The organism is Scytonema sp. NUACC21, assembly GCF_054684315.1.
Window position 1 is genome coordinate 1 of the sequence record NZ_BAAFZH010000033.1, and the last position, 24,175, is coordinate 24,175.

14 protein-coding genes and 6 pseudogenes are annotated in these 24,175 nt (G+C 43.1%); 11 read left to right on the forward strand and 9 right to left on the reverse strand.

Features of this window, described 5'->3' with window-relative positions; genetic code table 11:
• Window positions 1-310: 310 nt before the first annotated feature.
• From ACYRY3_RS02965 to ACYRY3_RS02980, 4 genes and pseudogenes are all read right to left on the reverse strand, one after another.
• Window positions 311-457 (reverse strand): annotated as a pseudogene (locus tag ACYRY3_RS02965) (AAA family ATPase); the annotation flags it as partial.
• A 302-nt stretch (window positions 458-759) separates the two neighbouring features.
• On the reverse strand, window positions 760-1,116 hold the full coding sequence (locus tag ACYRY3_RS02970; RefSeq protein WP_460200288.1) for a group I truncated hemoglobin: 357 nt from the start codon (window positions 1,114-1,116) through the stop codon (window positions 760-762).
• 205 nt (window positions 1,117-1,321) lie between these two features.
• Window positions 1,322-2,224: a Fe-S cluster assembly protein NifU gene (gene nifU / locus ACYRY3_RS02975; protein ID WP_460200289.1), complete on the reverse strand. Its 903-nt coding sequence runs from the start codon at window positions 2,222-2,224 to the stop codon at window positions 1,322-1,324.
• A 131-nt stretch (window positions 2,225-2,355) separates the two neighbouring features.
• Window positions 2,356-2,982: pseudogene (locus ACYRY3_RS02980) on the reverse strand (aminotransferase class V-fold PLP-dependent enzyme); the annotation flags it as partial.
• A gap of 312 nt (window positions 2,983-3,294) precedes the next feature.
• Between ACYRY3_RS02980 and ACYRY3_RS02985 the strand changes: the two are divergent.
• Window positions 3,295-4,188, forward strand: coding sequence for a tetratricopeptide repeat protein (locus ACYRY3_RS02985; protein ID WP_460200290.1), 894 nt, complete (start codon window positions 3,295-3,297; stop codon window positions 4,186-4,188).
• 263 nt (window positions 4,189-4,451) lie between these two features.
• Here the strand turns inward: ACYRY3_RS02985 and ACYRY3_RS02990 are convergent, their stop codons facing one another.
• A complete protein-coding gene (locus ACYRY3_RS02990) occupies window positions 4,452-4,856 on the reverse strand; it encodes a response regulator (RefSeq protein WP_460200292.1) in 405 nt (134 codons plus the stop codon).
• A gap of 261 nt (window positions 4,857-5,117) precedes the next feature.
• Between ACYRY3_RS02990 and ACYRY3_RS02995 the strand changes: the two genes are divergently transcribed.
• Window positions 5,118-6,044 (forward strand): DNA gyrase subunit A, encoded by a 927-nt coding sequence (locus ACYRY3_RS02995; protein WP_460200293.1) that lies wholly within the window; start codon window positions 5,118-5,120, stop codon window positions 6,042-6,044.
• Between the two features lie 592 nt (window positions 6,045-6,636).
• Window positions 6,637-7,890 carry an MDR family MFS transporter gene (locus ACYRY3_RS03000; RefSeq protein ID WP_460200294.1) on the forward strand — a complete coding sequence of 418 codons (1,254 nt, stop codon included), beginning with the start codon at window positions 6,637-6,639 and terminating at the stop codon, window positions 7,888-7,890.
• Window positions 7,891-7,903: 13 nt separating this feature from the next.
• Here ACYRY3_RS03000 and hisIE read toward each other — a convergent pair whose 3' ends face one another.
• Both hisIE and ACYRY3_RS03010 read right to left on the reverse strand, forming a co-directional pair.
• On the reverse strand, window positions 7,904-8,554 hold the full coding sequence (hisIE, locus tag ACYRY3_RS03005) for a bifunctional phosphoribosyl-AMP cyclohydrolase/phosphoribosyl-ATP diphosphatase HisIE (RefSeq protein ID WP_460200295.1): 651 nt from the start codon (window positions 8,552-8,554) through the stop codon (window positions 7,904-7,906).
• A gap of 105 nt (window positions 8,555-8,659) precedes the next feature.
• Window positions 8,660-8,845 carry a ChaB family protein gene (locus ACYRY3_RS03010; RefSeq protein WP_460200296.1) on the reverse strand — a complete coding sequence of 62 codons (186 nt, stop codon included), beginning with the start codon at window positions 8,843-8,845 and terminating at the stop codon, window positions 8,660-8,662.
• Between the two features lie 238 nt (window positions 8,846-9,083).
• Between ACYRY3_RS03010 and ACYRY3_RS03015 the strand changes: the two genes are divergently transcribed.
• From ACYRY3_RS03015 to ACYRY3_RS03025, 3 genes and pseudogenes are all read left to right on the forward strand, one after another.
• Window positions 9,084-12,071 carry a beta strand repeat-containing protein gene (locus ACYRY3_RS03015; protein WP_460200297.1) on the forward strand — a complete coding sequence of 996 codons (2,988 nt, stop codon included), beginning with the start codon at window positions 9,084-9,086 and terminating at the stop codon, window positions 12,069-12,071.
• A pseudogene (gene lepA, locus ACYRY3_RS03020) lies at window positions 12,011-13,567 on the forward strand (translation elongation factor 4); the annotation flags it as partial. The gene ACYRY3_RS03015 and the pseudogene lepA, both read left to right, overlap by 61 nt.
• A 955-nt stretch (window positions 13,568-14,522) precedes the next feature.
• Window positions 14,523-14,705 carry a hypothetical protein gene (locus ACYRY3_RS03025; protein WP_460200298.1) on the forward strand — a complete coding sequence of 61 codons (183 nt, stop codon included), beginning with the start codon at window positions 14,523-14,525 and terminating at the stop codon, window positions 14,703-14,705.
• A 620-nt stretch (window positions 14,706-15,325) separates the two neighbouring features.
• Here the strand turns inward: ACYRY3_RS03025 and ACYRY3_RS03030 are convergent.
• Entirely contained in the window at window positions 15,326-15,799 is a 474-nt protein-coding gene (locus tag ACYRY3_RS03030; RefSeq protein WP_460200299.1) for a hypothetical protein, read from the reverse strand.
• Window positions 15,800-15,967: 168 nt separating this feature from the next.
• On the opposite strand from ACYRY3_RS03030, the gene ACYRY3_RS03035 reads away from it, so the two are divergent.
• Both ACYRY3_RS03035 and ACYRY3_RS03040 read left to right on the forward strand, forming a co-directional pair.
• On the forward strand, window positions 15,968-16,702 hold the full coding sequence (locus ACYRY3_RS03035; protein WP_460200300.1) for an NnrU family protein: 735 nt from the start codon (window positions 15,968-15,970) through the stop codon (window positions 16,700-16,702).
• Between the two features lie 846 nt (window positions 16,703-17,548).
• A complete protein-coding gene (locus ACYRY3_RS03040; protein ID WP_460200301.1) occupies window positions 17,549-17,935 on the forward strand; it encodes a thioredoxin family protein in 387 nt (128 codons plus the stop codon).
• Between the two features lie 241 nt (window positions 17,936-18,176).
• Here ACYRY3_RS03040 and ACYRY3_RS03045 read toward each other — a convergent pair.
• A pseudogene (locus ACYRY3_RS03045) lies at window positions 18,177-20,168 on the reverse strand (cation-translocating P-type ATPase); the annotation flags it as partial.
• Window positions 20,169-20,554: 386 nt separating this feature from the next.
• On the opposite strand from ACYRY3_RS03045, the pseudogene ACYRY3_RS03050 reads away from it, so the two are divergent.
• From ACYRY3_RS03050 to ACYRY3_RS03060, 3 genes and pseudogenes are all read left to right on the forward strand, one after another.
• Window positions 20,555-21,277, forward strand: a pseudogene (locus ACYRY3_RS03050) (transglutaminase); the annotation flags it as partial.
• Window positions 21,237-21,530 carry a hypothetical protein gene (locus ACYRY3_RS03055; protein WP_460200302.1) on the forward strand — a complete coding sequence of 98 codons (294 nt, stop codon included), beginning with the start codon at window positions 21,237-21,239 and terminating at the stop codon, window positions 21,528-21,530. The pseudogene ACYRY3_RS03050 and the gene ACYRY3_RS03055, both read left to right, overlap by 41 nt.
• Window positions 21,527-24,115 (forward strand): annotated as a pseudogene (locus ACYRY3_RS03060) (SAV_2336 N-terminal domain-related protein); the annotation flags it as partial. The gene ACYRY3_RS03055 and the pseudogene ACYRY3_RS03060, both read left to right, overlap by 4 nt.
• Window positions 24,116-24,175 lie beyond the last annotated feature (60 nt).

Below are 24,175 nucleotides of genomic sequence, written 5' to 3' on the forward strand. Positions count from 1 at the left end.
TTCCCTCTGATAAAGGGGGGAAGTAACAAATCAAATTCCCTCTGATAAAGGGGGGAAGCAACAAATCAAATTCCCTCTGATAAAGGGGGGAAGTAACAAATCAAATTCCCTCTGATAAAGGGGGGAAGCAACAAATCAAATTCCCTCCCCTTTATAAGGGGAGGGCTAGGGTGGGGTAAAACTCACGCTAAAACCAGAGTCCGTTAACAATTTCAGACTTGTACACCACCACCGTAGTTAGTAAGGGGAGGGTGGAATACCTTGTGCCCTTACTTAGGCATCAAAAATAAGTGTTCCTTTTGTAAAGCTAAGTGGAGTCAGCTTTGGGGTCACAACCTACAATCAATACGCGCTGACCCATTTCTGCCATAGCGGCAATGGTATTTTGAGAAGTTGTGGACTTACCGATACCGCCTTTTCCGTAGAACGCTATTTGTCTAATTTTTTCGTCAGACATGATGAGTTTTCTCCTGCAATTGATTGGTTGGTTGTTGGGTGGGTCTGTTAACTTAACAAATCGTCACACTTTAGTTGCAGCAGTGACCGCTTGTAGAACGCGCCTTGGGTGGCGTTGACACTAAGTGCCTGCCGGTGGCGATCGCCCTACCACAAAAACTATCGAAAATAAGAACATCACTTTCCTTTGGTAAATTTCTTGAAACTTCTTGGCTTTACAAGCCCGCCAATAATCTTAATTAGTCTGAAACCAAGCAGGACTTGACACAGCTATTCGTCAACTATCAATGGATAGACCTTGGATTACTTATTCAAAATTGCGTCCTTCAAAGTTGCGACGCGAGCAACTGCAGCATTTACATCATCTGCCGACACTCCACGCACAGCTAGTGACTCACGAAGATGCTTCTCAATCGCATCAAAGTGTTTTTGCTGAAGATTCATACCTGTGTGTGTTACTGCCATTTCACGACCCGTGTATTGTTTTGGGCCATCAAAAAGCTGAGAGAACAAAGCAGCTTGATGACGATACTGCTTTTGCATATCTGTATGAGCGAAAAAGTGATTGAGTGTGGCGTCACCCATGACACGCTTGTAGAACTCATCTACGATTTGCTCAACACCCTGCTGTCCACCAAGTTTCTCGAATAATGTGCTCATATCCTTTTCCTTTGAAGCGAGTTGGATACTGAAATTCACGTTTTCGGTAGTTAATACCTGCACCTATCTGCTCTTAGCAATAACAGCGCTATGAAAGCTGTCTGTTGTCAGTAGGACTCAAGCATTGATAGGAAGAGAACTTTAGGGGTCGAATCCTACTTGGTGTTTCAGGGAGATGCATACTGCCGTCTGTGGGTCACACTCCCTAGAGCAACGGCTCAACCGCTTCTACTACAAGATCTTTGCTCACGCGATCGCGCAACCTAGCTTCAATCGCAATCTTCAAAGTTGCCGTACTGCTAGAACACGAACCGCAAGCACCTTGAAGCAGAACCTTAACGCGATCGCCTTCCACATCATAAAGTTCCACATCACCCCCGTCAGCGATGAGAACGGGTCTGACTTCTTCGTCCAGAACTTTTTGAATCAGTGCAATTTTCTGCACGGGAGTCAGTGGTTTTTGAGTTGACTGACCCACAGCTTTTTGCTTTAGGGGAGCAGTTACAGATGAAGCGACTTCTTTCTGAACTAATTCTATTATATCATCAATTGTCGCTAAACAAGAACCGCATCCGCCACCAGCTTTAACATAATTTGTTACCTCTTCAGCCGTAGTGAGATTATTCTCAACAATCACGCGGCGAATTTTTGCATCACTGATGCCAAAGCAAGTGCAAACCAATGCTCCTTCATCATCATCGTCGTGGGCTGCAAGAGGAATACCCCGGTAATTGTAGATTGCAGCTTCTAGGGCTTCTTGTCCCATAACCGAGCAATGTATCTTTGCTTCAGGCAAACCGCCAAGATAGCCAGCAATGTCTTTATTAGTAATTTTAAGAGCTTCGTCTAGAGTTTTACCTTTAACCAGGTCAACCAAAGCCTCCGAAGACGCAATAGCGCTGGTACAACCAAAGGTTTGATAACGAGCTTCCAGAATTTTCTCAGTTTCCTTCTCTACTTTAAGATGCAACCTTAGAGCATCTCCGCAAGCAATACTGCCTACTTCGCCAACAGTCACTTTAATTCCAGGTTCGCCAGTTTCTTCTATAACCCCTTGATTTTGGGGATTGTAGAAGAGATCCATTACTTTATCTGTATAGTCCCACATAGCTAATGTCCTTTGTCGTTTGTCATTTGTCGTTTGTCATTTGTCCTTTGTCCTGTGTCATTTGTCCTGTGTCATTTGTCTGGTGACTCATGACTACTATTAACTAATGACTTATCGCGATTAACCAATGACTAATGACTATTGACTAATGACTGTTGTTGGAGCCAACCGGCATCATCACTCTTAAAGGGCGAGAGGGCACGCAGACGTTCCACAATACCGGGCATGACCGCCAGAACTGCATCAATCTCAGCTTCTGTAGTGTAGCGGCAAAGACTGAACCGGATGGAACCGTGCAAAATTGTGTAGGGTAAACCCATCGCCCGCAGAACGTGGGACGGTTCAAGAGAACCAGAACTGCAAGCAGAACCAGACGAGGCACAGATACCGTGTTTGTTCAGAGAGAGCAGAATTGCTTCACCTTCGATAAACTTAAAGCCAATATTCGTTGTATTGGGCAATCTTTGCGCTAAACCGCCATTAACTTCACAGTCTGGAATCATGGCAAGAAGACTTTGTTCGAGGCGATCGCGTAACCGCTTTTCTCTTGTGGTAGCTTCCAATAGATGTAATAATTCTAGCTCAGATGCCTTGCCCAATGCAACTATTCCTGGAACATTTTCTGTACTTGCCCGACGCCCGCGTTCCTGTCCTCCGCCGATGAGCATGGGACGGAACCTAACACCGCGCCGCACATACAAAGCCCCAATGCCCTTGGGTGCGTGAATCTTATGACCGGACATGGTTAACATATCAACGGGTCAACCCAACCTACGGAATCATTGACACATTCAATGAGGTGTTGGGTTTGCTGGCGTCAACCCAACCTACGGAATCATTGACACACTCAATGAGATGTTGGGTTTGCTGGCGTCAACCCAACCTACGGAATCATTGACACATTCAATGAGGTGTTGGGTTTGCTGGCGTCAACCCAACCTACGGAATCCTGGGTGTAGCCTGGGTGTAGGGGTAAATCTAAACCGGGAGTAAAATTTTGCTGCCGTCTACAGTAGAAATCGTTTAAGCTAGCTGACAGATTCTTTAATTTTTGGCGAAGAGGCGGTAGTGTGCCGAAACGAATTGGTTTGATTTCTCTGATGATTGTCTGTGGTTTGTGCAGTATGCCCCAACCTGCAGATGCACAAGCACTAGTACCCCATACACTGCAGCTTGATGCAGCCAAGTTGGAACAGCAAGGCTTGGGTTTAGCAAAGGAAGCCGCTCAACTAGCCCAGTTTCAACAATTTGAGCTTGCTTTACCAAGAGCGCGACTGGCTTCGCAACTGGCTCCTAAGAACGATAAAGTATTTTTCCTCCTCGGCGGCTTGTATTTGCAAACAAAGGACATGGATGCAGCAATCTCCGCCCTGAAGAAAGCACAAACCCTGAACCCAAAAAATGGCGATGTTCTGTTTGCTTTGGGTTCGGCTCATTTTCAACAGCAAAAGTACCAAGAAGCTGCAAACTACTACCAACAGGGTTTGGCGCTAAAACCCAACGATCCAGAGGGTTTCTTTGATTTAGGTAATGCTTACTATATGCTGGGTAAGTATTCTGATGCCGTCAGTCAGTATAAAAAAGCAGTCTCCTTTGACAAAAAATTCTGGCCCGCAATCAACAACGTTGGGTTAATTTTGTACGAGCAAGGTGATGTTCAAGGAGCAATTAAGCAATGGCAAAATGCTGTTGCTATTGACAAGCAAGCTGCAGAACCTCTATTGGCTTTAGCTGTAGCAACCTATACCAATGGCAACCAACAACAAGGGGTGACGATGGGGCTAGCCGCACTCCGCATTGACGATCGCTATGCTGATATAGATTTTCTCAAACAAAATCTCTGGGGTGAACGCCTGCTATCCGATACAAAGAAATTTTTGGAATTACCCAGCATTCAAGCTGTTTTCCAACAACCAAATGAAGATATATCAGGCTCCCCCACCAAGCGGCAACTTCCACAATGAGGAGAGTGGTTTGTAGGGGTGGGTTTAACGGAACGACCCACTCTCAGGCGATATCACATTATGTCTAAACCCACCTCTACTTGCTCTATGTACCTTATAGTAGTACATATATATTAATTAAGAGAGAAGGTAGTAGTCTGATATATATGACAGACTACTATATCAGACTTGTGTTCTGAAGCCAGGAACACTAACATTAAAGTTCTCAGGGTGTCACTGACAAAGGAGTGGACAGTATTTTCTTACTTCTCCTGAAAATCCCTTTAGTTATCCTTCTTAGGTAGCAGTGCCATGATTTGATCGACAAACTGTTGGTGATCGACAACGGGTTTAGAGATATAACCATCTGCACCGCTAGCTTTGAGAAAATTCTCGCGATCGCCCTCCATTGCGTGTGCTGTCACGAGAATAATCGGTAAGGAAGCTGTTTGTGGGTCGGATTTCAACATTTGTGTAATTTTGATCCCATCAACTGACTTACCTTGATAAACACTTCGTGACAGAGAAACATCCATCAAAATAATGTCTACTTCCCCTCCTTGGGCAAATTTCATCACTTCCTCCACGTTTTCAGTATGTTTTACCTCCAAGCCCCCTCGCTTGGTCAAAATCTTAGAAAAAACGCGAGCATTGATCAAATCGTCTTCGACAATTAAAACAGTTTTCATGAGAATTTGACATTCGGATAGCTCATCTTAACTAACGGAACACAACGGAGTCAGGTGTATTACCACCTAATCAAAACGCTTGTGTACCCACTATTGAAATAATCAATAATAAATTGTTGCCAACAAGGATAATACTACTGCTTTCTATAGTATGACTATCAAGATTTTGTAATGAAGACCAATTCATCCGTTATGCTGTGTTTGCTGTAGTCTTCATTAATGGCAAATTTTGTGTAGTTAAAATTTTAGGGAAACAAACTCATGGCAAAACAGTTAAACCTTCTCTCGGAGGGACAGGTCATTACCACAGCCTTGCATACTGAAATGCAAAGGTCATATTTAGAATATGCCATGAGTGTCATAGTCGGGCGGGCGTTACCAGACGTGCGAGATGGCTTAAAACCAGTCCACAGACGCATTTTATATGCTATGCACGAACTGGGTCTTGTCCCGGACCGACCATATCGTAAATGTGCCCGTGTGGTGGGAGACGTTCTGGGTAAATACCATCCCCACGGTGACCAAGCAGTTTACGATGCGTTGGTAAGGCTGGTACAAGACTTTTCCAGTCGCTATCCCTTACTAGCAGGACATGGCAATTTTGGTAGTGTCGATAACGATCCTCCAGCAGCAATGCGTTACACGGAAACGCGCCTCGCACCCATAAGTCATGAAGCAATGCTTTTGGAAATCGGCGAGGAAACAGTAGATTTTATTGGTAACTTCGATAACTCCCAGCAAGAACCAACGGTACTGCCAGCACAATTACCATTCTTGCTACTTAATGGCAGTTCTGGCATTGCTGTGGGTATGGCAACGAATGTTCCACCACACAACTTAGGAGAAATCGTTGATGGGTTGATTGCATTAATTGATGAACCCGATTTACCAGACGAAAAACTGTTCGAGTTAATCCCAGGACCGGATTTTCCGACGGGGGGGGAAATCATAGGTAACACTGGCATTCGTGAGGCGTACACCACAGGTAGGGGCAGTATTGTGCTGCGGGGTGTCGCCCAGATTGAGGAGGTTGCAGGGAGCAAGGGCACTCGGCGGCGGACGGCAATTATTGTCACAGAATTGCCCTATCAAGTGAATAAAGCAGGTTGGATTGAGAAAGTGTTAAGAACCTATTTAGAAAAAATAAAGATTCACGATACCATAAGGGTTATAACTGAGTTTTTGTAACATATCTTAATATTAACTCAGTCCCCTAAGCCTTGTTATAGTACGGTAAAAAATCCCCAATGGCATGGCAAGATACCATAACATCGTTCTACTTCTGTGGAAAACAGACAAGTGCCTGTGGAAACCCTGTGGAATCAGTGAGGAAAATTAAGACAAATGATAAGAATTACAAAAAATAAGAATTTTGGCGAAAAGAGTGAGCGGGTGTAACAATTCACCACCTCCCCTATTTACCACTGCAAAAACCGATACCATTGAGCTAGACCAAATTTTATGTAGGTTTGGTTATGAGCCTCTCGCGTTACGCTTGGCGATTCAGTGCTAACCCTACAACAATTGAAGAATCTTGATAAATCCTGACATGGGTAGATGTTGCCTCTCACTCAACTAATTGCAGTATTAAAAACAAATGCTTCTCAAGAGTAGTTTTATTGACCCAACAATTATTTATACAATAAGGAACAATCAATAGGTCAGCGACTGTAAAGGCAGTTATATTAAGGAATGTAAAAAGGGATGTAACTCTTACTAAAAACCAATGACAAATGACAAAGAACGACCAAAACCAGTTAATCAGAGTTTAATAATTTAAGTGAAAACCTTGAATCAGCAAAAGTTACCCTTTCTTCCAAAGTTAAATCACCAAGTCTGGATTTTGGCTGTTGGTAGATTTCTTTTGGAATTTGGCACGGGTTTTACTCTGTTTTACGCCCCAATCTTTTTTACTAATAAAGTTGGTTTATCTGCAACATCTGTTGGGATTGCTTTGGGAAGCGCCTCAATATCTGGCATTGTAGGGCGAATTTTAAGTGGATCTTTTTCTGATTCCCCTTATATTGGACGCCGCCGTACTTTGTTACTGGCTGCAGCAGTTTCAGCCATTGGCTCTATAATCTTGGCTACAACCAACAATTTTGTTACCTTGGTCATTGGTAACGCGATCGCTGGTATGGGTTTGGGTTTGTACTGGCCCGCTAATGAAGCTGTTGTTGCTGATATAACAGTACCTGAAAATCGTCATGAAGCTTATGCCCTCACCCGACTTTTCGACAATCTGGGTTTGGGGATGGGAATTGTGCTAGGCGGAGTGTTAGTGGCGTCAACGGGGAATTACCGCATCCTCTTTATCATTGATGCAATCTCTTTCGTTGTGTTTTTTGCAGTTGTTTATTTAGCAATCAAAGAAACCAACCAACGCAAAGAGACACCTCAAGAAAGGACTTCACGTATAGGGTCTTGGATGGCTGCCTTGGCAGATCGTCGTTTCCTTGTATTTATAGCTGTAAATGTCATTTTTACAACATACTTTTCACAATTGCACAGCACCCTTCCCATATACTTTAAAACTTTTGTATCAGTTGGAGAATCCGGAAAAGGATTTGCTGAAACCACAATCAGTGCCCTTTTTGCTTGGCACCTATTAATTGTGATTTTTGGTCAGTTACCTATTGCCCGTTTTTTAAAACGCTTTAGAGACCCACAAGCACTTACTATCTCAGCTTTGCTATGGGCTGTTGGTTTCAGCCTGATTTGCATAACAGGATCTGTACCATCCCATCAAATCATTTGGGCAACTTTAGCATTGGGAGTCTTTGCCCTCGCTATTGTTTCCTACACTCCTTCTTCTTCCTCTTTGATTACTGACTTGGCTCCTGAATCTCAACGCGGGGTTTATTTTGCCATTGGTGCCCTTTGCTGGGCATTTGGCTATGCAATAGGTCCTCCCTTGGGTGGTTGGGCATTAGACCGGGCGGCAGCGATCGATCGCTATTGGCTAGCCTTGGTGTTGAGTGTAGGTATCAATATTGCTATTTTGCAGTACCTCAACAAACTTCTTCTTAAATAAGAGAGTTTAGCAGTTATTTACGTCGTTCTTGTAACTTACGGTAAACAGCTTTTATATCAACATTATGATGAGCTAGCGCGACCAAAGTGTGATATATCAAATCTGCTACCTCACCTGCGATCGCATCTGGAGCGTCGTCCTTAAGAGCCATGATTACCTCAGCACTTTCTTCACCTATCTTTTTCAAAATCTTATTATCACCACCTGCAAACAACTTACAGGTGTAGGAATCTTCTTTTGGAGCATCACGGCGATCGCATATAACTGAAAAAACTTGTGACAGTGTATCTCCTGGAGGTGGGACAACTTTCCCATCAACTTGGTGAAAGCAGCTGCGCTCACCTGTATGACAGGCTATATCTCCTATTTGCTCAATACCAATAAGCAAAGCATCACTATCGCAATCGTAACGAATACTTTTTACCTTCTGTATGTGCCCTGAAGTTTCTCCTTTATGCCAAAACTCTTGTCGGGATCGACTCCAAAACCAAGTTTCCCCAGTTTCCAAAGTCTTTTGTAGCGACTCCCGATTCATCCACGCCATCATCAAAACAGTGCCGTCCAAATAATCCTGAACAATTGTCGGCACTAAACCCCGCTCATCGTATCGAATCTTTTCCACTGGAATGGCGTGGTGTAGAGAATGCACATCCGAAGGTGACATACCAACTGCTTTGTTCTTTACAGAATATAGTTTATGGCTTCAAGATACCATTCAAAACGTCACAGTTGGTATGTTTTTTTCAACTCACTTTCTTCTTACCAAATCTTAAACCATACTTCTGTGCATTGCCGATTGCATCTTCACAGCACTTAATGCTACCCGATGAGCCTTTGGTGCTTCACCGTACCAATGGATTGCCGAGTTAAAAGCGGCTCGATACAGATCCTGGTATGCCTCAGAAAGGCGAGTGCGTATTTCTAGAGGCAAGTCTTGGTTTGACTTGTATAACATATTGTTATTTTCCTGGTTCTGGTAATTTACTACGATAGTAGTTCTAGACCGTGTTTCCCCCTATCCTAAGATAGAGCTCTGTTTTCTAATGTAGGTGAGAACCTTGGTAAATACAACGATTAAAACTTTCCCAATGCAGGATACGAATCCAGCAGTACCTTCGAATCCAGCCGTTCAGATCAGTTATATTGTCGATGGAATTGCTCCTTGTCGAAAATTGATTGTAAATGTGCGTAACATGCCATTATTCTCTTGTGGTACAGCTCAAGGTCTTCAGGAGAGTCAGTTGGTTTTGTATGAAGGAACCAATGTTATAGATGTTCACGTTACCCGTCGTACAGTGTGTGCAAACTGGAATAGTGGTAATGCGGTATTAGGGCTTCACAATGCTACAGGTACACAAGCAATTACACCTCCCGGGCGAAATACAGGGACATGGGTAGCGAATAATGAATCTTGGCGTTTTACTCCATCAGGGAATTCATTAACTACTATTCAATGGTTGGATGGTGCTACAGTTATTGGAAATACGCCAAGTATTGCGGTTTGTCCAACCTCCACAAAAACGTATACTGCACAAGTACGTTATAATGTTTGTGGTACGGTTCGCACCGTAACCAAGCCCATCACTATTGAGGTTAGTCCCGATGATACACAACCCGCTCAAGCGATTGAGAACTGTTTGCCCAACAATGTTTTCAATTTAACTACTAATGAGCCCACAGTATTGGGTCCGTTAGTGGGTACAGGGGATTATGAAGTGTATTATTATACCAATCAATCGGATGCCGAAAACTTAGCAGCGAATTCAATTGGTAATCCTTCGGCTTATGTGTTGAGTTCAGGGACAAGTCAAACCATTTACATGAGTTTGTATAATATTTTTACGGGATGTATTCGCATTCGTCCGTTTACTATTTCTATGATTGATTGTTCGGTTTGTCCAACAATAACAAATCCCTCTAGTAATCAAGTGTTGTGTGAGGGTGGAGATCCCATTGTTTTTGGTGTAACTACTAGTGCTACAGTAGCAAACTCCATCAAGTTTGTCTATTTCAATGCACTTCAAACAGGGGACGCAATGTATACTGGAGGTACTGTACTAGGGACAGTAACTCCTGCCGCAGGTGTGGCTACTTATGATGCGGGTGTGCTAGGGACAACGGGCTCTTTGCCGAATACACCGGGTACTTATTATGTGTATGCCGTTTTAAATCCTACTCCTTCTGATGCAACCTGTCGTCCCAATCAATTGATACAAGTTGTAGTAAATGAGGGAGCGAATGCAGGTACGGATGGCTCTGTTACCATTTGTGAAACCAATACAGCTACAATTAATTTAAATACGCTTATCTTGGGACAAGATCCGGGGGGCACATGGGTTAGAACAACGGGTACAGGAGGTGTGTTCAATGCTGCTGCGGGTTCATTTACTCCAACAGCAGGAAGTACTTCGAGCACCTTTACGTATACCGTTAATGGAATACCTCCTTGTTCCAATGATTCTAGTGTTGCTTCTGTAATCATTAATTCGCAACCAGACGCTGGCCTTGATGGACAAATTCAAATTTGTGAGACAAGTGTGACTACCATCAATTTATTCTCTTTGATTTCTGGAGAAGAAACAGGCGGGACATGGGTTCGAACCACAGGTACAGGCGGTGTTTTTAATGCCACTGCTGGAACATTTACACCCGGAGCTGGAGTTACTACTAGTACATTCACTTACACTATAGTAGGGGCAGCCCCTTGTGTAGATGATAGTAGTGTGGCAACAGTAAATGTTGTTTCACAGCCCAATGCTGGGACTAGCGGATCGGTTTTCATTTGTAGCAATGATCCCTCAACTATAGATTTAAGCACGGTTATTTCAGGACAGCAAACTGGAGGAGTTTGGACGAGAACGACCGGTACTGGGGGTGTTTTCAATGCCGCTGCGGGGACTTTCACCCTTACCGTGGGAGCTACTTCAAGTTCGTTTACTTACACTATCTCTGGAGTTCTTCCTTGTGGGCCTTCTTCTAGTATCGCTTCAGTGAACATAGTACCACAATCCAATGCAGGAGTTGATGGTGCCACTACCGTTTGTGAAACTAGTACAGCTGCTATCGATTTATTCTCCTTAATTACAGGAGAACAGACGGGAGGAACTTGGACAAGAACTTCAGGGTCTGGCGGTGTTTTCAATGCTGCGGCTGGAACATTTACTCCAGCTATCGGTGCAACTTCAAGTGTGTTTACTTATACTCTAACAGGCACTACGCCTTGTGCAAATGACTCTAGTGAGGTTGTTGTTACTGTTCAACCCCAACCCCAAGCAGGTATCGATGGAGGGTTGACTATTTGCAACACTAGTACGACAGTTATCGATTTGTTTACCCTAATCACTGGGGGGCAAACGGGAGGTACTTGGACAAGAACGTCGGGTTCAGGTGGAACGTTTAATGCCACTTTAGGTACATTTACCCCTTCTTTAACTACCACTTCAAGTACCTTTACTTATACCGTAAGTGGTGTAGCGCCATGTATTGCGGATAGTAGCATTGCTACGCTTACCGTTAATGTGCAACCCTCTGCGGGGAATGATGGTTCCATTGCTGTTTGTGAAACTAGCACCACAGCTGTCAATCTAGCTTCTCTAATTACAGGGGAACAAACGGGAGGGATTTGGACACGTACTACTGGAACTGGGGGGACTTTTGATGCTTTGGCAGGTACCTATACTCCTGCTGTGGGTGCTACCACAAGTACATTTACTTACACAGTTAATGGTGTTGCTCCCTGTGGGCCCGATTCCAGTATTGCAACCGTTTCTATTTCAGTTGCTCCCAATGCCGGAAATGACGGCTCGTTAACGGTTTGTCAATCTACCACCCCCATCAATTTAGCTGATATTATCACGGGTGAGCAATTGGGTGGTTCATGGATTCGAACGGGAGGTACAGGAGGAACATTTAATGCTGCTGCAGGAACTTTTATTCCCGGTTTTAATGCAACTCCGAGTACGTTTACGTACACGGTTTTTGGTGTTGCTCCATGTGTGTCCAACAGTAGTATTGCCACCGTGAATCCTATCACCGCCCCCACCGCCAACACGCCCACCCCATACGAAGTGTGTGATGACAACAATGATGGTGTGGCGTGTACTTTTGTGTTGGGCACAGGCATGTGGACTTTTCCTATGAGGTATCCCGCAGTCTTGCCGCTTGCGAAGGTGCGCTGCTAGTCGTGGATGCGTCTCAAGGTGTTGAAGCTCAAACCTTGGCAAACGTTTATTTAGCTTTAGATCACAACCTGGAAATTATTCCAGTTTTGAATAAAATTGATTTGCCAGGGGCAGAACCAGACCGAGTTATCAAGGAAATTGAGGAAATTATCGGTTTAGATTGCAGTGGTGCGATTCTTGCTTCTGCAAAAGAAGGAATCGGCGTACCGGAGATTCTCGAAGCAATTGTTGAGCGCATACCACAGCCACGGAATACTGTGGACGATCGCCTAAGGGCATTGATTTTTGATAGCTACTATGATAGCTATCGAGGAGTGATTGTCTATTTTCGCGTCATGGATGGCAAGGTGAAAAAAGGCGATCGCATCTACCTCATGGCATCCGGCAAAGAATACGAAATTGATGAGGTAGGGGTGCTTTCTCCCACCCAAAAGCCAGTGGATGAACTCCATGCGGGAGAAGTGGGTTACTTATCAGCAGCAATCAAAGCTGTAGCGGATGCACGGGTGGGAGATACCATTACCCTGTCCGCCGCCAAAGCAGCCGAACCGTTACCCGGTTATACAGAAGCCAACCCGATGGTATTCTGTGGAATGTTCCCCATTGATGCTGACCAATTTGAAGATTTGCGCGAAGCTTTAGATAAGCTGAAACTGAATGACGCCGCATTGCATTTTGAACCAGAAACTTCCAGTGCGATGGGTTTTGGTTTCCGTTGTGGGTTATTGGGATTGCTGCACATGGAAATTGTGCAAGAACGCCTGGAGCGAGAGTACGATCTGGATTTGATTATTACCGCCCCGTCAGTAGTGTACAAGGTAACCACCGTTAAGGGCGAGGAAATTTACGTTGATAACCCCAGCCATTTACCCTCACCCAACGAACGGGAAAAAATTGAAGAACCCTACGTTCAGGTAGATATGATTACGCCGGAGACTTACGTCGGTACTTTGATGGAGTTGGCGCAAAACCGACGCGGAGTCTTTAAAGATATGAAGTATCTCACCCAAGGACGTACTACGCTAACATACGAACTTCCTTTGGCAGAAGTCGTCACTGACTTTTTTGACCAAATGAAGTCTCGGTCTCGGGGTTACGCCAGTATGGAATATCAATTGATTGGCTACCGGGAAAATCCCTTGGTCAAGTTAGATATCTTGATTAATGGTGACCCCGTTGATTCCTTGGCGATGATTGTCCACAGGGATAAAGCTTACGGTGTCGGGCGGTCGATGGCAGAAAAACTCAAAGAACTTATCCCCCGCCATCAATTTAAAGTGCCCATCCAAGCAGCCATTGGTAGCAAGGTGATTGCCAGCGAACATATTCCCGCATTGCGGAAAGACGTACTTGCCAAGTGTTACGGTGGTGACATCAGTCGTAAGAAGAAACTCTTGCAGAAGCAGGCAAAAGGTAAAAAGCGGATGAAATCTGTAGGTACTGTGGATGTACCACAAGAAGCGTTTATGGCAGTCTTGCGTTTAGACCAAGGTTGATCGCCTTCCTACCTTACATAGCAGAAAGATCGTAGGTTGGGTTGAGGAACGAAACCCAACACAATACTTGTTTGTACACAATAAAATCTTACCTCTCTCCAAACCTCTCTCCTACAAGGAGAGAGGCTTTGAATTTTAATTGGAGTTTGACCTAGAACAATAATTTTTCAGACTTTACCCGACAAAGCTTAACATTTGCTGGAGAATAAAACAGAAATAATTAACCTACGTCAAATGGCAAATCATGTACCACCAAGAATCGCTGCGGCCCGATTGGGAGTCAGCACCAAAACACTCGTGCATATGGCTCAAAGACGGGAAAATCAAAGGTATTTTTACCCCTAGCGGTCAAAGAAGATACGACGTGGACTCAGTTGTCACTATTGGATCTACTGACACAACAGGAACTCACCCGGATTTGGTAAATTTTTCAACCTGAAAACCTCACAAAATCGTAGGTTGGGTTGAGGAACGAAACCCAACACAATCCTGTAAATATATTGCAAGCCAAAAGATAAAGTGGCAAGTCATTGTGAGATGATAATTATTATTGTCAATTCAAATACCTATGCATATTACAACACAATTACTCATGGAGGTATGACTAAAGTCATGAAATTTATATGACTTTCTATCTATAGCTTAGATGAAATCAGGTTAGCTATTATACGAATAATATCAAAACTTTTCAAACATCATCCTTTTGGGTGAGCTTACAAGGTGATGCCTATGGAAAAGTTGTTCGTGTAAATTTGGAAAGACTTAATTAAGTACGTCGGTATAAATAAATTTGACTGGTTAGGAGCGTCCTTTGTCATTTGCGATCGGTCATCTGTAAAAAATCTAATATTTTTTATATTTCTTGACATAACTGCTTTTATTTTCACCAACCTACTTATAAGCTTTACTTGTGTGCATTTGCAGAACTACTCACTTTACATTCTCTAGAGTCTCCATGATGAAACTTTTATACCTTAGTGCTATATGCATTACTGCTGCTGCAATTGTGGCTCTTCGTCACAATCAGAGCTACACCAGTTCAATGTGTCCGAGTAATGATAACACATCTTGGAATAGGGTTTTTTCAGAAGAATCGGCGTATAATTTTTTAGTAGAAAGCGATCGCAGTTTCAATTAGGGTATTTCATTAATTTTGCAAAACTACTACCAAAAAGTACAAAACCTACTTTTATTACTATTTTTTAAAGTGGTCGTAATTAGACTCGGGCTAATACCCTCTGTTTCTTCTATTTCCTACCTTAATTCTCTAATCTATTATTGCTAAGTAGTTGCACTTTATAATTAGCAAAAATATTAATGCCCTGATTTTTCACTGGCTTCTCCACTTAATTATTAGCTCTCAATAATATGCAAATTGTAGATGAAATATAAAAATTTTAAATGAGTTGTAAGAAAATTTTCCTAGGAGATGGGAATATTGAGTTAGCTAGTACAACAAGGCGCTCAGTATGAAGGATAAAGGATGAAATTAAAAGGCTTACACTATAAGCTTTGGAGCAATTTGCGCGCTTGAAGCTCCCTTCTGCAGCGATCGCTTTCAGAATACGTAATTGATCTAAGGTGAAAGGAAGGTCAGACATAAGGCTAAACCCACAAACTGTGAAAGGAGCGGCAATCTTCTACAAACCAGCATAATAAGCTTTCACAACAGGACACGACCTATTGCATCTTATACCTAGTAGCTGTTTCGGGAAAGACAGTAGCACATCATCTTGACTAAAATCTCCTTTTCTAATTTCAAGAAATAAAAAGTGGATTTTGATACCTTAGCATCTTGGTTTCTAAATTCCTTGATTCTGCTAAAGGTGGAGCTACGATACAATTCGCACGTTTGAGTAACAAGATTTTCATTGCAATATTTTGCCCTCCAAGCCACTTTACACATAACCGAAACCCATACATTGTGTAAGAAAATATCCATTGCCATGAAATGGGGACAGGGTATAAGGAACAGTTGTGTAACCCGTTTCCTTTAACCTGTCCCCCCTGATTCCATCGTTGTATGCGATCGCTGGCTTTTACCAAGAGATACAAGCTCGTTACCTTTAGTACGGAGAAGATTGAAACAAAAGGTATTACCTTCTGCCACGCCACTTGCTTTAACTCTGGTAACAGGAGAAACGCAGTGGCTCCTCTGGCTTCTGGCTTTTGGCTTCTTAGCTTCTGCTTGGCGGTAAGAACTTGCTTCACATCAGACAGTAGATTTTTCATCAGATAATAGCGATCTTCTTTTATGGTGCTGATGAAGCATGGTTAACTGATATACATCTTGTCCCCACACTTCACTGGGGCAGAACACCCTGCCTGAGATTTTCTTACATAGTTTGTGGTATTCGTTGTACTAAATTTGGTTTTCTTTAAATTACTTCATTTGTGTATATGATGTTGCCCGCTTGGTTGACCCTTAGTCATTTTGTCATGCTGGGACTACAATTTTGTTTTGCGATTGTCCACAGTGGAGGGGCTGCCTTACGCCCTTGGGCAGAGAAAAACATTGGATGTAGACTTTACCGCATTCTTTTTGCACTCACCAGCCTACCGTTGGCTGTGATACTTATCGTTTACTTTTTTAACCACCGCTATGATGGCTTGCGACTTTGGAACGTCCAAAGCATAGAGGGTGTACAGCAATTTGTCTGGGTGCTATCAGCTATTTCGTTTTTGTTTTTGTATCCTGCTACATTCAATCTACTAGAAATTGCTGCCATCCAAAAGCCCCAAGTCCACCTTTACGAAACTGGAATTATCCGCATTACCCGCCATCCACAGATGGTAGGACAGATTATTTGGTGTATTGCCCATACTCTCTGGCTTGGTACTAGTTTTACTCTTGCCACTTCCTTAGGGTTAGTTTTACACCATTTGTTTGGGGTTTGGCATGGCGAGCGCCGTTTGAGTTATCGCTATGGTGAAGCTTTTGAAAAAGTTCAACAGCGCACATCTATCTTTCCCTTTGCTGCTGTTCTTGATGGTCGTCAATCTATCGTCTGGCAGGAATTTTTGCGTCCGGCGTATGTGGGTGTTGCCGTCTTTGTGCTGCTAATTTGGTGGTTACACCCATTGTTAATACAAGCATCAGCCAGAATCACGATCGCGATCTTAACACAATTCTAATTTTCAACAGCAGTTGAACCTACAAAATTCTTATTTAATCTTATTCAACTGCTACCAAATCAATGTAGGATGAAGTGAGCCCAAGGTAAAGTTCGCGCAAGTGTCTCCTACAGGAGAAGGAGGGTAAGCCCCGCCCAGGAAACTGGTGAGACCAGCCCTGAAGGCAGAGAGACCAGTCCTGTTCGCGCAAGCGTCCCATAGGAGAAAAGCGAACTCAAAGGGTGAAGTAGCTGTCAGTAGGGGGCGCTTAATTTTGAGGTTTTAGGTTTGGTAGTTGTTAAACAATTACCAAATTGGGAAAAGACTTGATAAATAGCCATTTTCTCTTTTATAATCAATAGATACTGGTTAAAATGGCGAAAAATAAGCCAAAAAATATCAACCAGTGGTTGAGAAACTTCTCAATAAGTGTCAGGAACTCTAAGTGTTGACATTTTCTCTGGATATACAATCCTAAAGGAAACGAGATGCTAAACTTTACCAACTCGAGTTTCTCAAATTTAAATTTGGGCTACGAGTCGTATGCTGGATATATTCCAGTGGGTTCAGTTAAAGGTTTGAGTCCCTGCCGAAAGATACTGGTCAATTTTTTATGACAGAACTTGGCGATCGATCTGTTAAGTAGATTCTACTGAGCAGGCTGTGGCGAATCAGTCAAAATTCCCTATCCAGTATTAGATATCAGAAATAGAAAACTATCCAGAGGGTTGTTCTGAAACATAGTACTGGCTGTTTTTTAGTGACACAATCAATAATAATGTTGAAATTGTTTCATAGTTGTGACACGATACTCTCCTCCTGCTGACAGCTTGATTGATAACAAAACTGTATACTTCTAGAGGCATCATGGTGTTGTCAGTTAGTGAGCGGATATTTACTCAAGAAGTTTTAGAATCTCCAATTCCTGTTTTAGTCAATTTTGAAGCACCTTGGTGTGGTTTGTGCCGCATTATTCAGCCGTTGTTGCTGCAGTTTAAAGCGCAATGCGGTGACAAAATTAAATTGGTTGGGGTTAATGCTGACGACAATTTCAAACTAGCTACCACCTACAAGCTCAAATCATTACCAACTTTACTGTTAATAGAAAATGGCATAGTGAGGCAACGTTTAGAAGGTTTTCGAGGTCGAGAAGATTTACGTCTTGCCTTGGAAGAAATCAAAGTTTTTTATACAGATCGCCCTAAAACATACCAAAAATCAAAAACTGCTGATTTAGGTTGCCGCTCAGCATGACATTTAACAGTCAATGGTCTAGCTTTCAGTAATTTTGTACTATATACTGTTGGCTAATGACCAATTATAAAACCAAGCTTAATTCCCCCACCCAATTACCTTCGGGTGGGGTATTTTATCTAAAAGGGTGTGTGTCACAATTATTAACAGTTCCGACAAATTAGTCAAGAATTTTAAAAGTAGGCGTCAGTGATGGAAGCAATCTATCAGTATGCCTGGCTGATTCCAGTATTACCTCTTCCCGCTGCAATTCTTGACCTGTCAGGGCGCGATCGCCTTCTTGAGCGATACCCAAATCGACAGCAATGGCGCGTGCAGTCAATTGGTGGTCACCAGTAATCATCACCGGTCGGATTCCTGCTTCCCGACATTCTTGAACGGCTGTCCTAACTTCTGGACGTGGTGCATCCAGCATACCTACCAATCCCAACCACACCAATCCTTGCTCGGATTCTTCGTCGGAACCTTCTGGAGGGATTTCAAGAAGCGGTTTGTAAGAAAATCCCAGGACTCGCAAACCTTTACTTGCCATTCTGTCGTTTTCTGCCAAAATCTGACGCCTTTGTTCTTCGTTTAAGGCTATTGCCCCAGTGCCGACATAAACTTGACTGCAACGGGTCAGAATTAACTCTGGTGAGCCTTTGGTGAACATCAAGTAACTTTCAGATTGCAGTAACTTGCTGATAACAGGATCGACTTCTGCGAGTGGTGACATTCCTGTCTCTACTCGCTCCACCTTACAAATCACGCTCATCCGTTTGCGTTCTGAGGAGAAGGGGAACTCAGCGACACGTGGGAGTTTGCTGTTCCATTGGTCTTTTTCAATTCCTCCTTTCCCTGCTAATGTGACTAAAGCACCCTCTGTTGGATCGCCCAAAATCGTCCATTGCCCTTTGTCCTGTTGCAAATAGGAGTCATTGCACAAGGTACAGGCAACTAATAACACTTGGAGTTCTGGTTGCTCTTGTGGGTCGGTTTTTTGACCTTCTAGTTGAAACTCTCCTGTTGGTTCGTAACCAGAACCTGTAACGCTATAGGATTGGTTATTTGTAGTTTTTTGAGATAGGGATGCGTTGCTCCCATCAGGAGATTCTAAATCCCCACTAGGGGTTAAAGTAGGGTTGGAAACGTTCGTGTAAACTGATTGCACCACCATCTTGTTCTGGGTGAGGGTGCCAGTTTTATCAGAACAGATAGTTGTGACAGAACCTAGAGTTTCTACTGCTGGTAGTTTGCGAATCAAGGCATTGCGGCGTACCATCCGCTGAGTTCCCAGTGCCAAGGTTACAGTGATAACTGCGGGTAAACCTTCTGGCACCACAGCTACTGCCATACTCAAGGAAACTTCTAACAATTCTGTTAACTTACCGCCACGCAGAAGACCGCCCAAGACGACGAGCGCTACTAGAACCAAGGAACCCGTGACTAGGACGTTGCCTAATTGGGTCATCCGCTGTTGTAGGGGGGTTGGTTCGCTTTCCACTGCCTGCAACATGGAGGCAATTTTGCCCAGTTCCGTTCGCATTCCGGTATTTGTTACCAGAATCTTAGCTCTTCCTTGGACAACTTCAGTACCTTGAAAGATTAAGTTGATGCGATCGCCTAAAGATGTTTCTTCTGGCAAAACAATTGCTGACCTTTTGTTGACTGCTTCAGCTTCCCCTGTCAGTGCTGATTCCCGAACTTGTAGGTTCGACTCTTCTATCAGGCGTCCGTCTGCGGCTACCTGCACCCCAGCTTCCACCAGCATCAAATCTCCTGGCACCAAATCCTTGCCCGCCACTTCTAATGGTCTACCTTCACGAATAACTCGAACATTAGGAGAGGAAAGTTTTTTCAGGGCTGCCAAAGCTTTTTCCGCACGACTTTCTTGGACATAACCGAGTATGCCGTTGAGAACGACAATCGCTAAGATAGCAATTGTGTCTTTAAATGGTAACTCTCCAGGTTTCAGCGTGCCTTGTCGCCAAGCTAATAAGTCCAAACCTCCAGAAATGATAGCTACGGCGATCAGCATCAGCAACATAATGTTCTTGAACTGATCTAGCAAAATCTCCCAAGAACTCCGTCCTGCCGTTTCTTCAAGTTCATTGGGTCCATATTGTTGCAACCGCTGTTGTACTTCTTGGGGCGTTAAGCCAGTGTCTGCATTTGTTGAGAGCAGTTCCAGTGATTTATTAACTTCTAAACTATGCCAAGCGGCGGTTTTATCAGGTAGAGAATGAGCAGACATCGTCTTGGTCACAGGGATTGGTTACAAATTCCGATCATAAATGAGTAAGGGCGAGAAAACCATCACCTAAAGTTACATTGCGCTTGTAGTCAAGCTCTCCTGTACTCATGGGCAGTTTCCAAATTTTCTTGCGAAAATACGCTTGTGCTTATGACTTAGGAAGAATTACACAACACAAAAATATTGATAATTATGAGTATTAAGTAGGTGGTACAACTAAACATAACCGATTGGGAATGTCCTCAGTCATTTGTCAAGAGTCATTTATTAGGTAAAAATGATGAACGACAATGGACTTACGACGCTTGAGATAATTATGTTTCATTTCACCCACTTCTTACAATTTGATTCCTTTCATGCTAAACCATTGGATAAGTTAGTTTAATATGACTTTTGCACTCCCCAGTTCTCCTACTAACCAAATGATTGGGAAAAGGACAATTCGACCCCATAGTGCTGCTGCTCTTTGTGGCATTGCCTTTCTTCAGGATACACTCATTGCTATTGATACTGCTAAAGGTCTATTGCTCTCAATTGACCCTTCCTCTGATAACACGCGAATTCTCAATCCCCACCAAGTCCGTGAATTTACTTACGTGACTGGTTTGGCTATATGGGATGATGCCCTCTGGGTTACTAGGGATAATAGTGTCTATTTGTGCCAAGTGACATCTTTGGGTTTGCAGCACTTTGCCACCTTGCCGTATACCGCAGATGGTATTGCTGTTTGGGAATCAACTGTCTATATCAGTTGCCAAAAGCTAGGGGAAATACTGGTTTTTGACCGCAATACAAGGAAACAAATCACTAGGTTTTATGCCCCTGGGGTCGGAGTAGAAAATTTAGCAGTGGATGAAGAAACTCTTTGGGTTTGCGATCGCACCGAACAAACCGTCTACTGCCTTGACAGAGCAACTGGGGAAGTTCAATTCAGCGTGCTGACACCATTTGAAGCACCCTCAGGGATAGCAATACACAAAGATAGCCAGACGGGTGAGAAAACTCTCTACGTCGCCTATGCTTCTGAGGAACCCTATGTTCGAGATAACCCGAATGCCGACCCCGGTCATGAGTTATCATACCGCGATCGCACGGTTAAATATGCCCTATGAACCAGATGCAACGGCTTTAAAGGAAATTGTAAAGGCACATTTAGAAAATGATGTAGTCACGAAAGATGAAGAAAAAATCAATCAATTAATTGAAAAATTTAGAACATTGCGAAAAGGTGGAGATGTAGCCACAGATCAACTGCTGAATGCGATTTATATCGTCACACGTGAGTTTAAACCGACACAAGCAGAAGAACAAGACCTGATTGAAGTGTTGCTGAAATACTTAACCAGTGCGGAGGACAGATGATTGACCAGTTAATTACTGCATTGAGCAAAGAAGTGGAATTGTCAGCCGAAGAAATTGCTGATACCATTTGGCTAGCGCTTCAAATGCAGGAATCTCAATCTGAGCCAATCTCCTCTGGCTTACCCCTGGAAAAGGAAGATGAGAGGGAGATTGGGAAGCAGGAAAGTCATTCAGATCGGGAAACATTGCCAAAACCCGAACCAAAGACTTTAGACTCAGAAGAAACAGCAGTAACTCAGCCACCAAAGGAACAAAAAGCGGGCATTTACCCCCGCAGTCAACAACAGACCTCAAAATCCTTAGATTTATCCTTGAAAGTTCCCGATGCTCCTTCTTTACGCGAACCTTTAACCTTAGCACGGGCGTTAAAACCCTTAATGCGTCGTATTTCCTCTGATAGAGAATTGGTTTTAGATGAAGCTGCTACCATCCAACGAATTGCAGATGAAGGGCTTTGGATACTTGTACTAAGACCTACGGTAGAACCTTGGTTAGATTTAGAACTAGTGGTTGATGAGGCAATCTCCATGCAAATTTGGCGGCGTACCATTAGGGAATTGGAACGGTTGCTGAAAAACTATGGGATTTTTCGAGATGTGCGGGTATGGGGACTGATTGCGGATGAAAAGGAACAAGTGCAGATTCGGCGGGGTATCGGTGCAACTGCTAAAAATCAACCTCTCCGTAGCCCTAAGGAATTAATTGACCCTGCCGGTCGGCGTTTGGTGTTAATAGTGAGTGATTGTGTATCACCTATGTGGCGTAATGGAGGAATTACACCTGTATTAGAACTCTGGGCAAAACAAGGGTCAATGGCAATTATCCAGATGCTTCCTAAGTGGCTGTGGAAAAGAACTGCTTTAGGTAGAGCTTCAGAAGTAAGATTGCAGGGGTTGACTCCTGGGGTACCTAACCAGAAATTAATCGCTAAAGAAGTGTCATTGTGGGATGAACTGGATGAGGAAACCGGGGTTAAAGTTCCTGTGTTTACCTTAGAACCGGATAAGGTTGGTACTTGGGCGCAAATGGTGTCGGGTAAAGGCAGTATTTGGACATTAGGCTATGTGTTTAAGTTAGATGCTCCTTTTAAAAAGGAAACTGGGTTATTTAATCTTGTTCACGGTGAATTGAGTGCAGAACAGCGTGTACAAGCGTTTCGGGTAACAGCTTCACCAATGGCACGAAAATTGGCGGGATTATTAGCTTCTGCCCCTGTCATTACCTTACCCATTGTGCGATTGATTCGGGAAGAACTGTTAAAAGATTCTCAACAAGTTCATGTGGCTGAGGTTTTTTTAGGGGGATTATTAAAACCATTATCTGAGATTAATGCAGATACTAATCCTGATTATGTTCAGTATGAGTTTATGGAAGGAGTACGGGAGTTATTAGTTGATTCTGTTCCTTCAAACTACGTTTTGAATGTGATGGATGAGGTATCGAAGTATGTGGCGAAAAAAGTAGGGTTATCTTTGGAAGATTTTGCTGCTGTATTGAGGAATCCACAACAAGTTAGGAATAGTAAAATTGTTGAAGAAATTGGATACTTTGCGACAGTGACATCTCAGATTTTGAGGCGTTTGGGTGGGGAATATGCAAGCTTAGCCGATAATATTCAAGCAATTAGAGGAGATGTTTTAGAACTGCAAAAAGAAGATACAGACTACCTTTATGAAGCTAAATTACTGATTATCGGTGAAGGGGGATCTGGTAAAACCTCTTTAGCCAAGAAAATTGAAGACGAAAACTATAAACTCCAGTCAAATGAAAAATCAACCCAAGGTATTGACGTGATTCAGTGGCGGTTCACATATAATAAAAAAGATTTCCGCGTTAATATTTGGGACTTTGGCGGGCAGGAAATCTACCACCAAACTCATCAGTTTTTCCTCACCAAGCGTTCTCTCTATGTCTTAGTTGCTGATACTCGTAAGGAAAACACAGACTTTTACTGGTGGCTGAAGGTTGTCGAACTCTTGAGCGACAATAGCCCAGTTCTGCTAGTTAAAAATGAAAAAGGAGACGGTCAGTGCGAAGTCAATGAGCGTCAATTGCGAGGAGAATTCACCAATCTAAAAGAAGTTTTAGCAACTAACCTAGCCACAAATCGCGGTTTATCAGAGATAAAAGATGCCATTGTGCAATACATCAGCAGGCTGCCCTACGTTGGAGACCCTTTACCAAAACTCTGGGTGAGAGTTAGAGCTGCTTTAGAAAACTATTCCCGTAACTACATTAGCTTCTCTGAATACGAGAACCTTTGCCGAATTAATCATTTAACTGACCGTAAAGATATGTTGCTGCTGAGTAGTTATCTGCACGACCTCGGCGTTTTCCTGCACTTCCAAGACAATCCTACACTTAAAAACTACGTCATCCTCAAACCAGAATGGGGTACAACAGCTGTTTATAAAGTTTTAGATAACGAAACCGTCACGAAAAATTTGGGGTATTTTACTCAGGATGATCTGAAAGATATCTGGAGCGATAACAAATATGCCGATATGCGAGATGAATTACTGCAACTTATGATGCGCTTCAAGCTTTGCTACCCAATTCCCAATCATCCCGGTAAATATATTTCACCTCAATTACTTGATATCAAGCAACCTGACTATAGGGATAATTGGGACGAGACAAACAAC

Excerpts from the sequence above, each read along its gene's own strand:
- ACYRY3_RS02970 (WP_460200288.1), bottom strand. The coding sequence starts at position 1,116 with ATGAGCACATTATTCGAGAAACTTGGTGGACAGCAGGGTGTTGAGCAA.
- nifU (WP_460200289.1), bottom strand. The coding sequence starts at position 2,224 with ATGTGGGACTATACAGATAAAGTAATGGATCTCTTCTACAATCCCCAA.
- ACYRY3_RS02990 (WP_460200292.1), bottom strand. The coding sequence starts at position 4,856 with ATGAAAACTGTTTTAATTGTCGAAGACGATTTGATCAATGCTCGCGTT.
- ACYRY3_RS02995 (WP_460200293.1), top strand. The coding sequence starts at position 5,118 with ATGGCAAAACAGTTAAACCTTCTCTCGGAGGGACAGGTCATTACCACA.
- hisIE (WP_460200295.1), bottom strand. The coding sequence starts at position 8,554 with ATGTCACCTTCGGATGTGCATTCTCTACACCACGCCATTCCAGTGGAA.
- ACYRY3_RS03010 (WP_460200296.1), bottom strand. The coding sequence starts at position 8,845 with ATGTTATACAAGTCAAACCAAGACTTGCCTCTAGAAATACGCACTCGC.
- ACYRY3_RS03015 (WP_460200297.1), top strand. The coding sequence starts at position 9,084 with ATGCCATTATTCTCTTGTGGTACAGCTCAAGGTCTTCAGGAGAGTCAG.
- ACYRY3_RS03025 (WP_460200298.1), top strand. The coding sequence starts at position 14,523 with ATGATGAAACTTTTATACCTTAGTGCTATATGCATTACTGCTGCTGCA.
- ACYRY3_RS03030 (WP_460200299.1), bottom strand. The coding sequence starts at position 15,799 with ATGAAAAATCTACTGTCTGATGTGAAGCAAGTTCTTACCGCCAAGCAG.
- ACYRY3_RS03035 (WP_460200300.1), top strand. The coding sequence starts at position 15,968 with ATGATGTTGCCCGCTTGGTTGACCCTTAGTCATTTTGTCATGCTGGGA.
- ACYRY3_RS03040 (WP_460200301.1), top strand. The coding sequence starts at position 17,549 with ATGGTGTTGTCAGTTAGTGAGCGGATATTTACTCAAGAAGTTTTAGAA.
- ACYRY3_RS03055 (WP_460200302.1), top strand. The coding sequence starts at position 21,237 with ATGAGTTATCATACCGCGATCGCACGGTTAAATATGCCCTATGAACCA.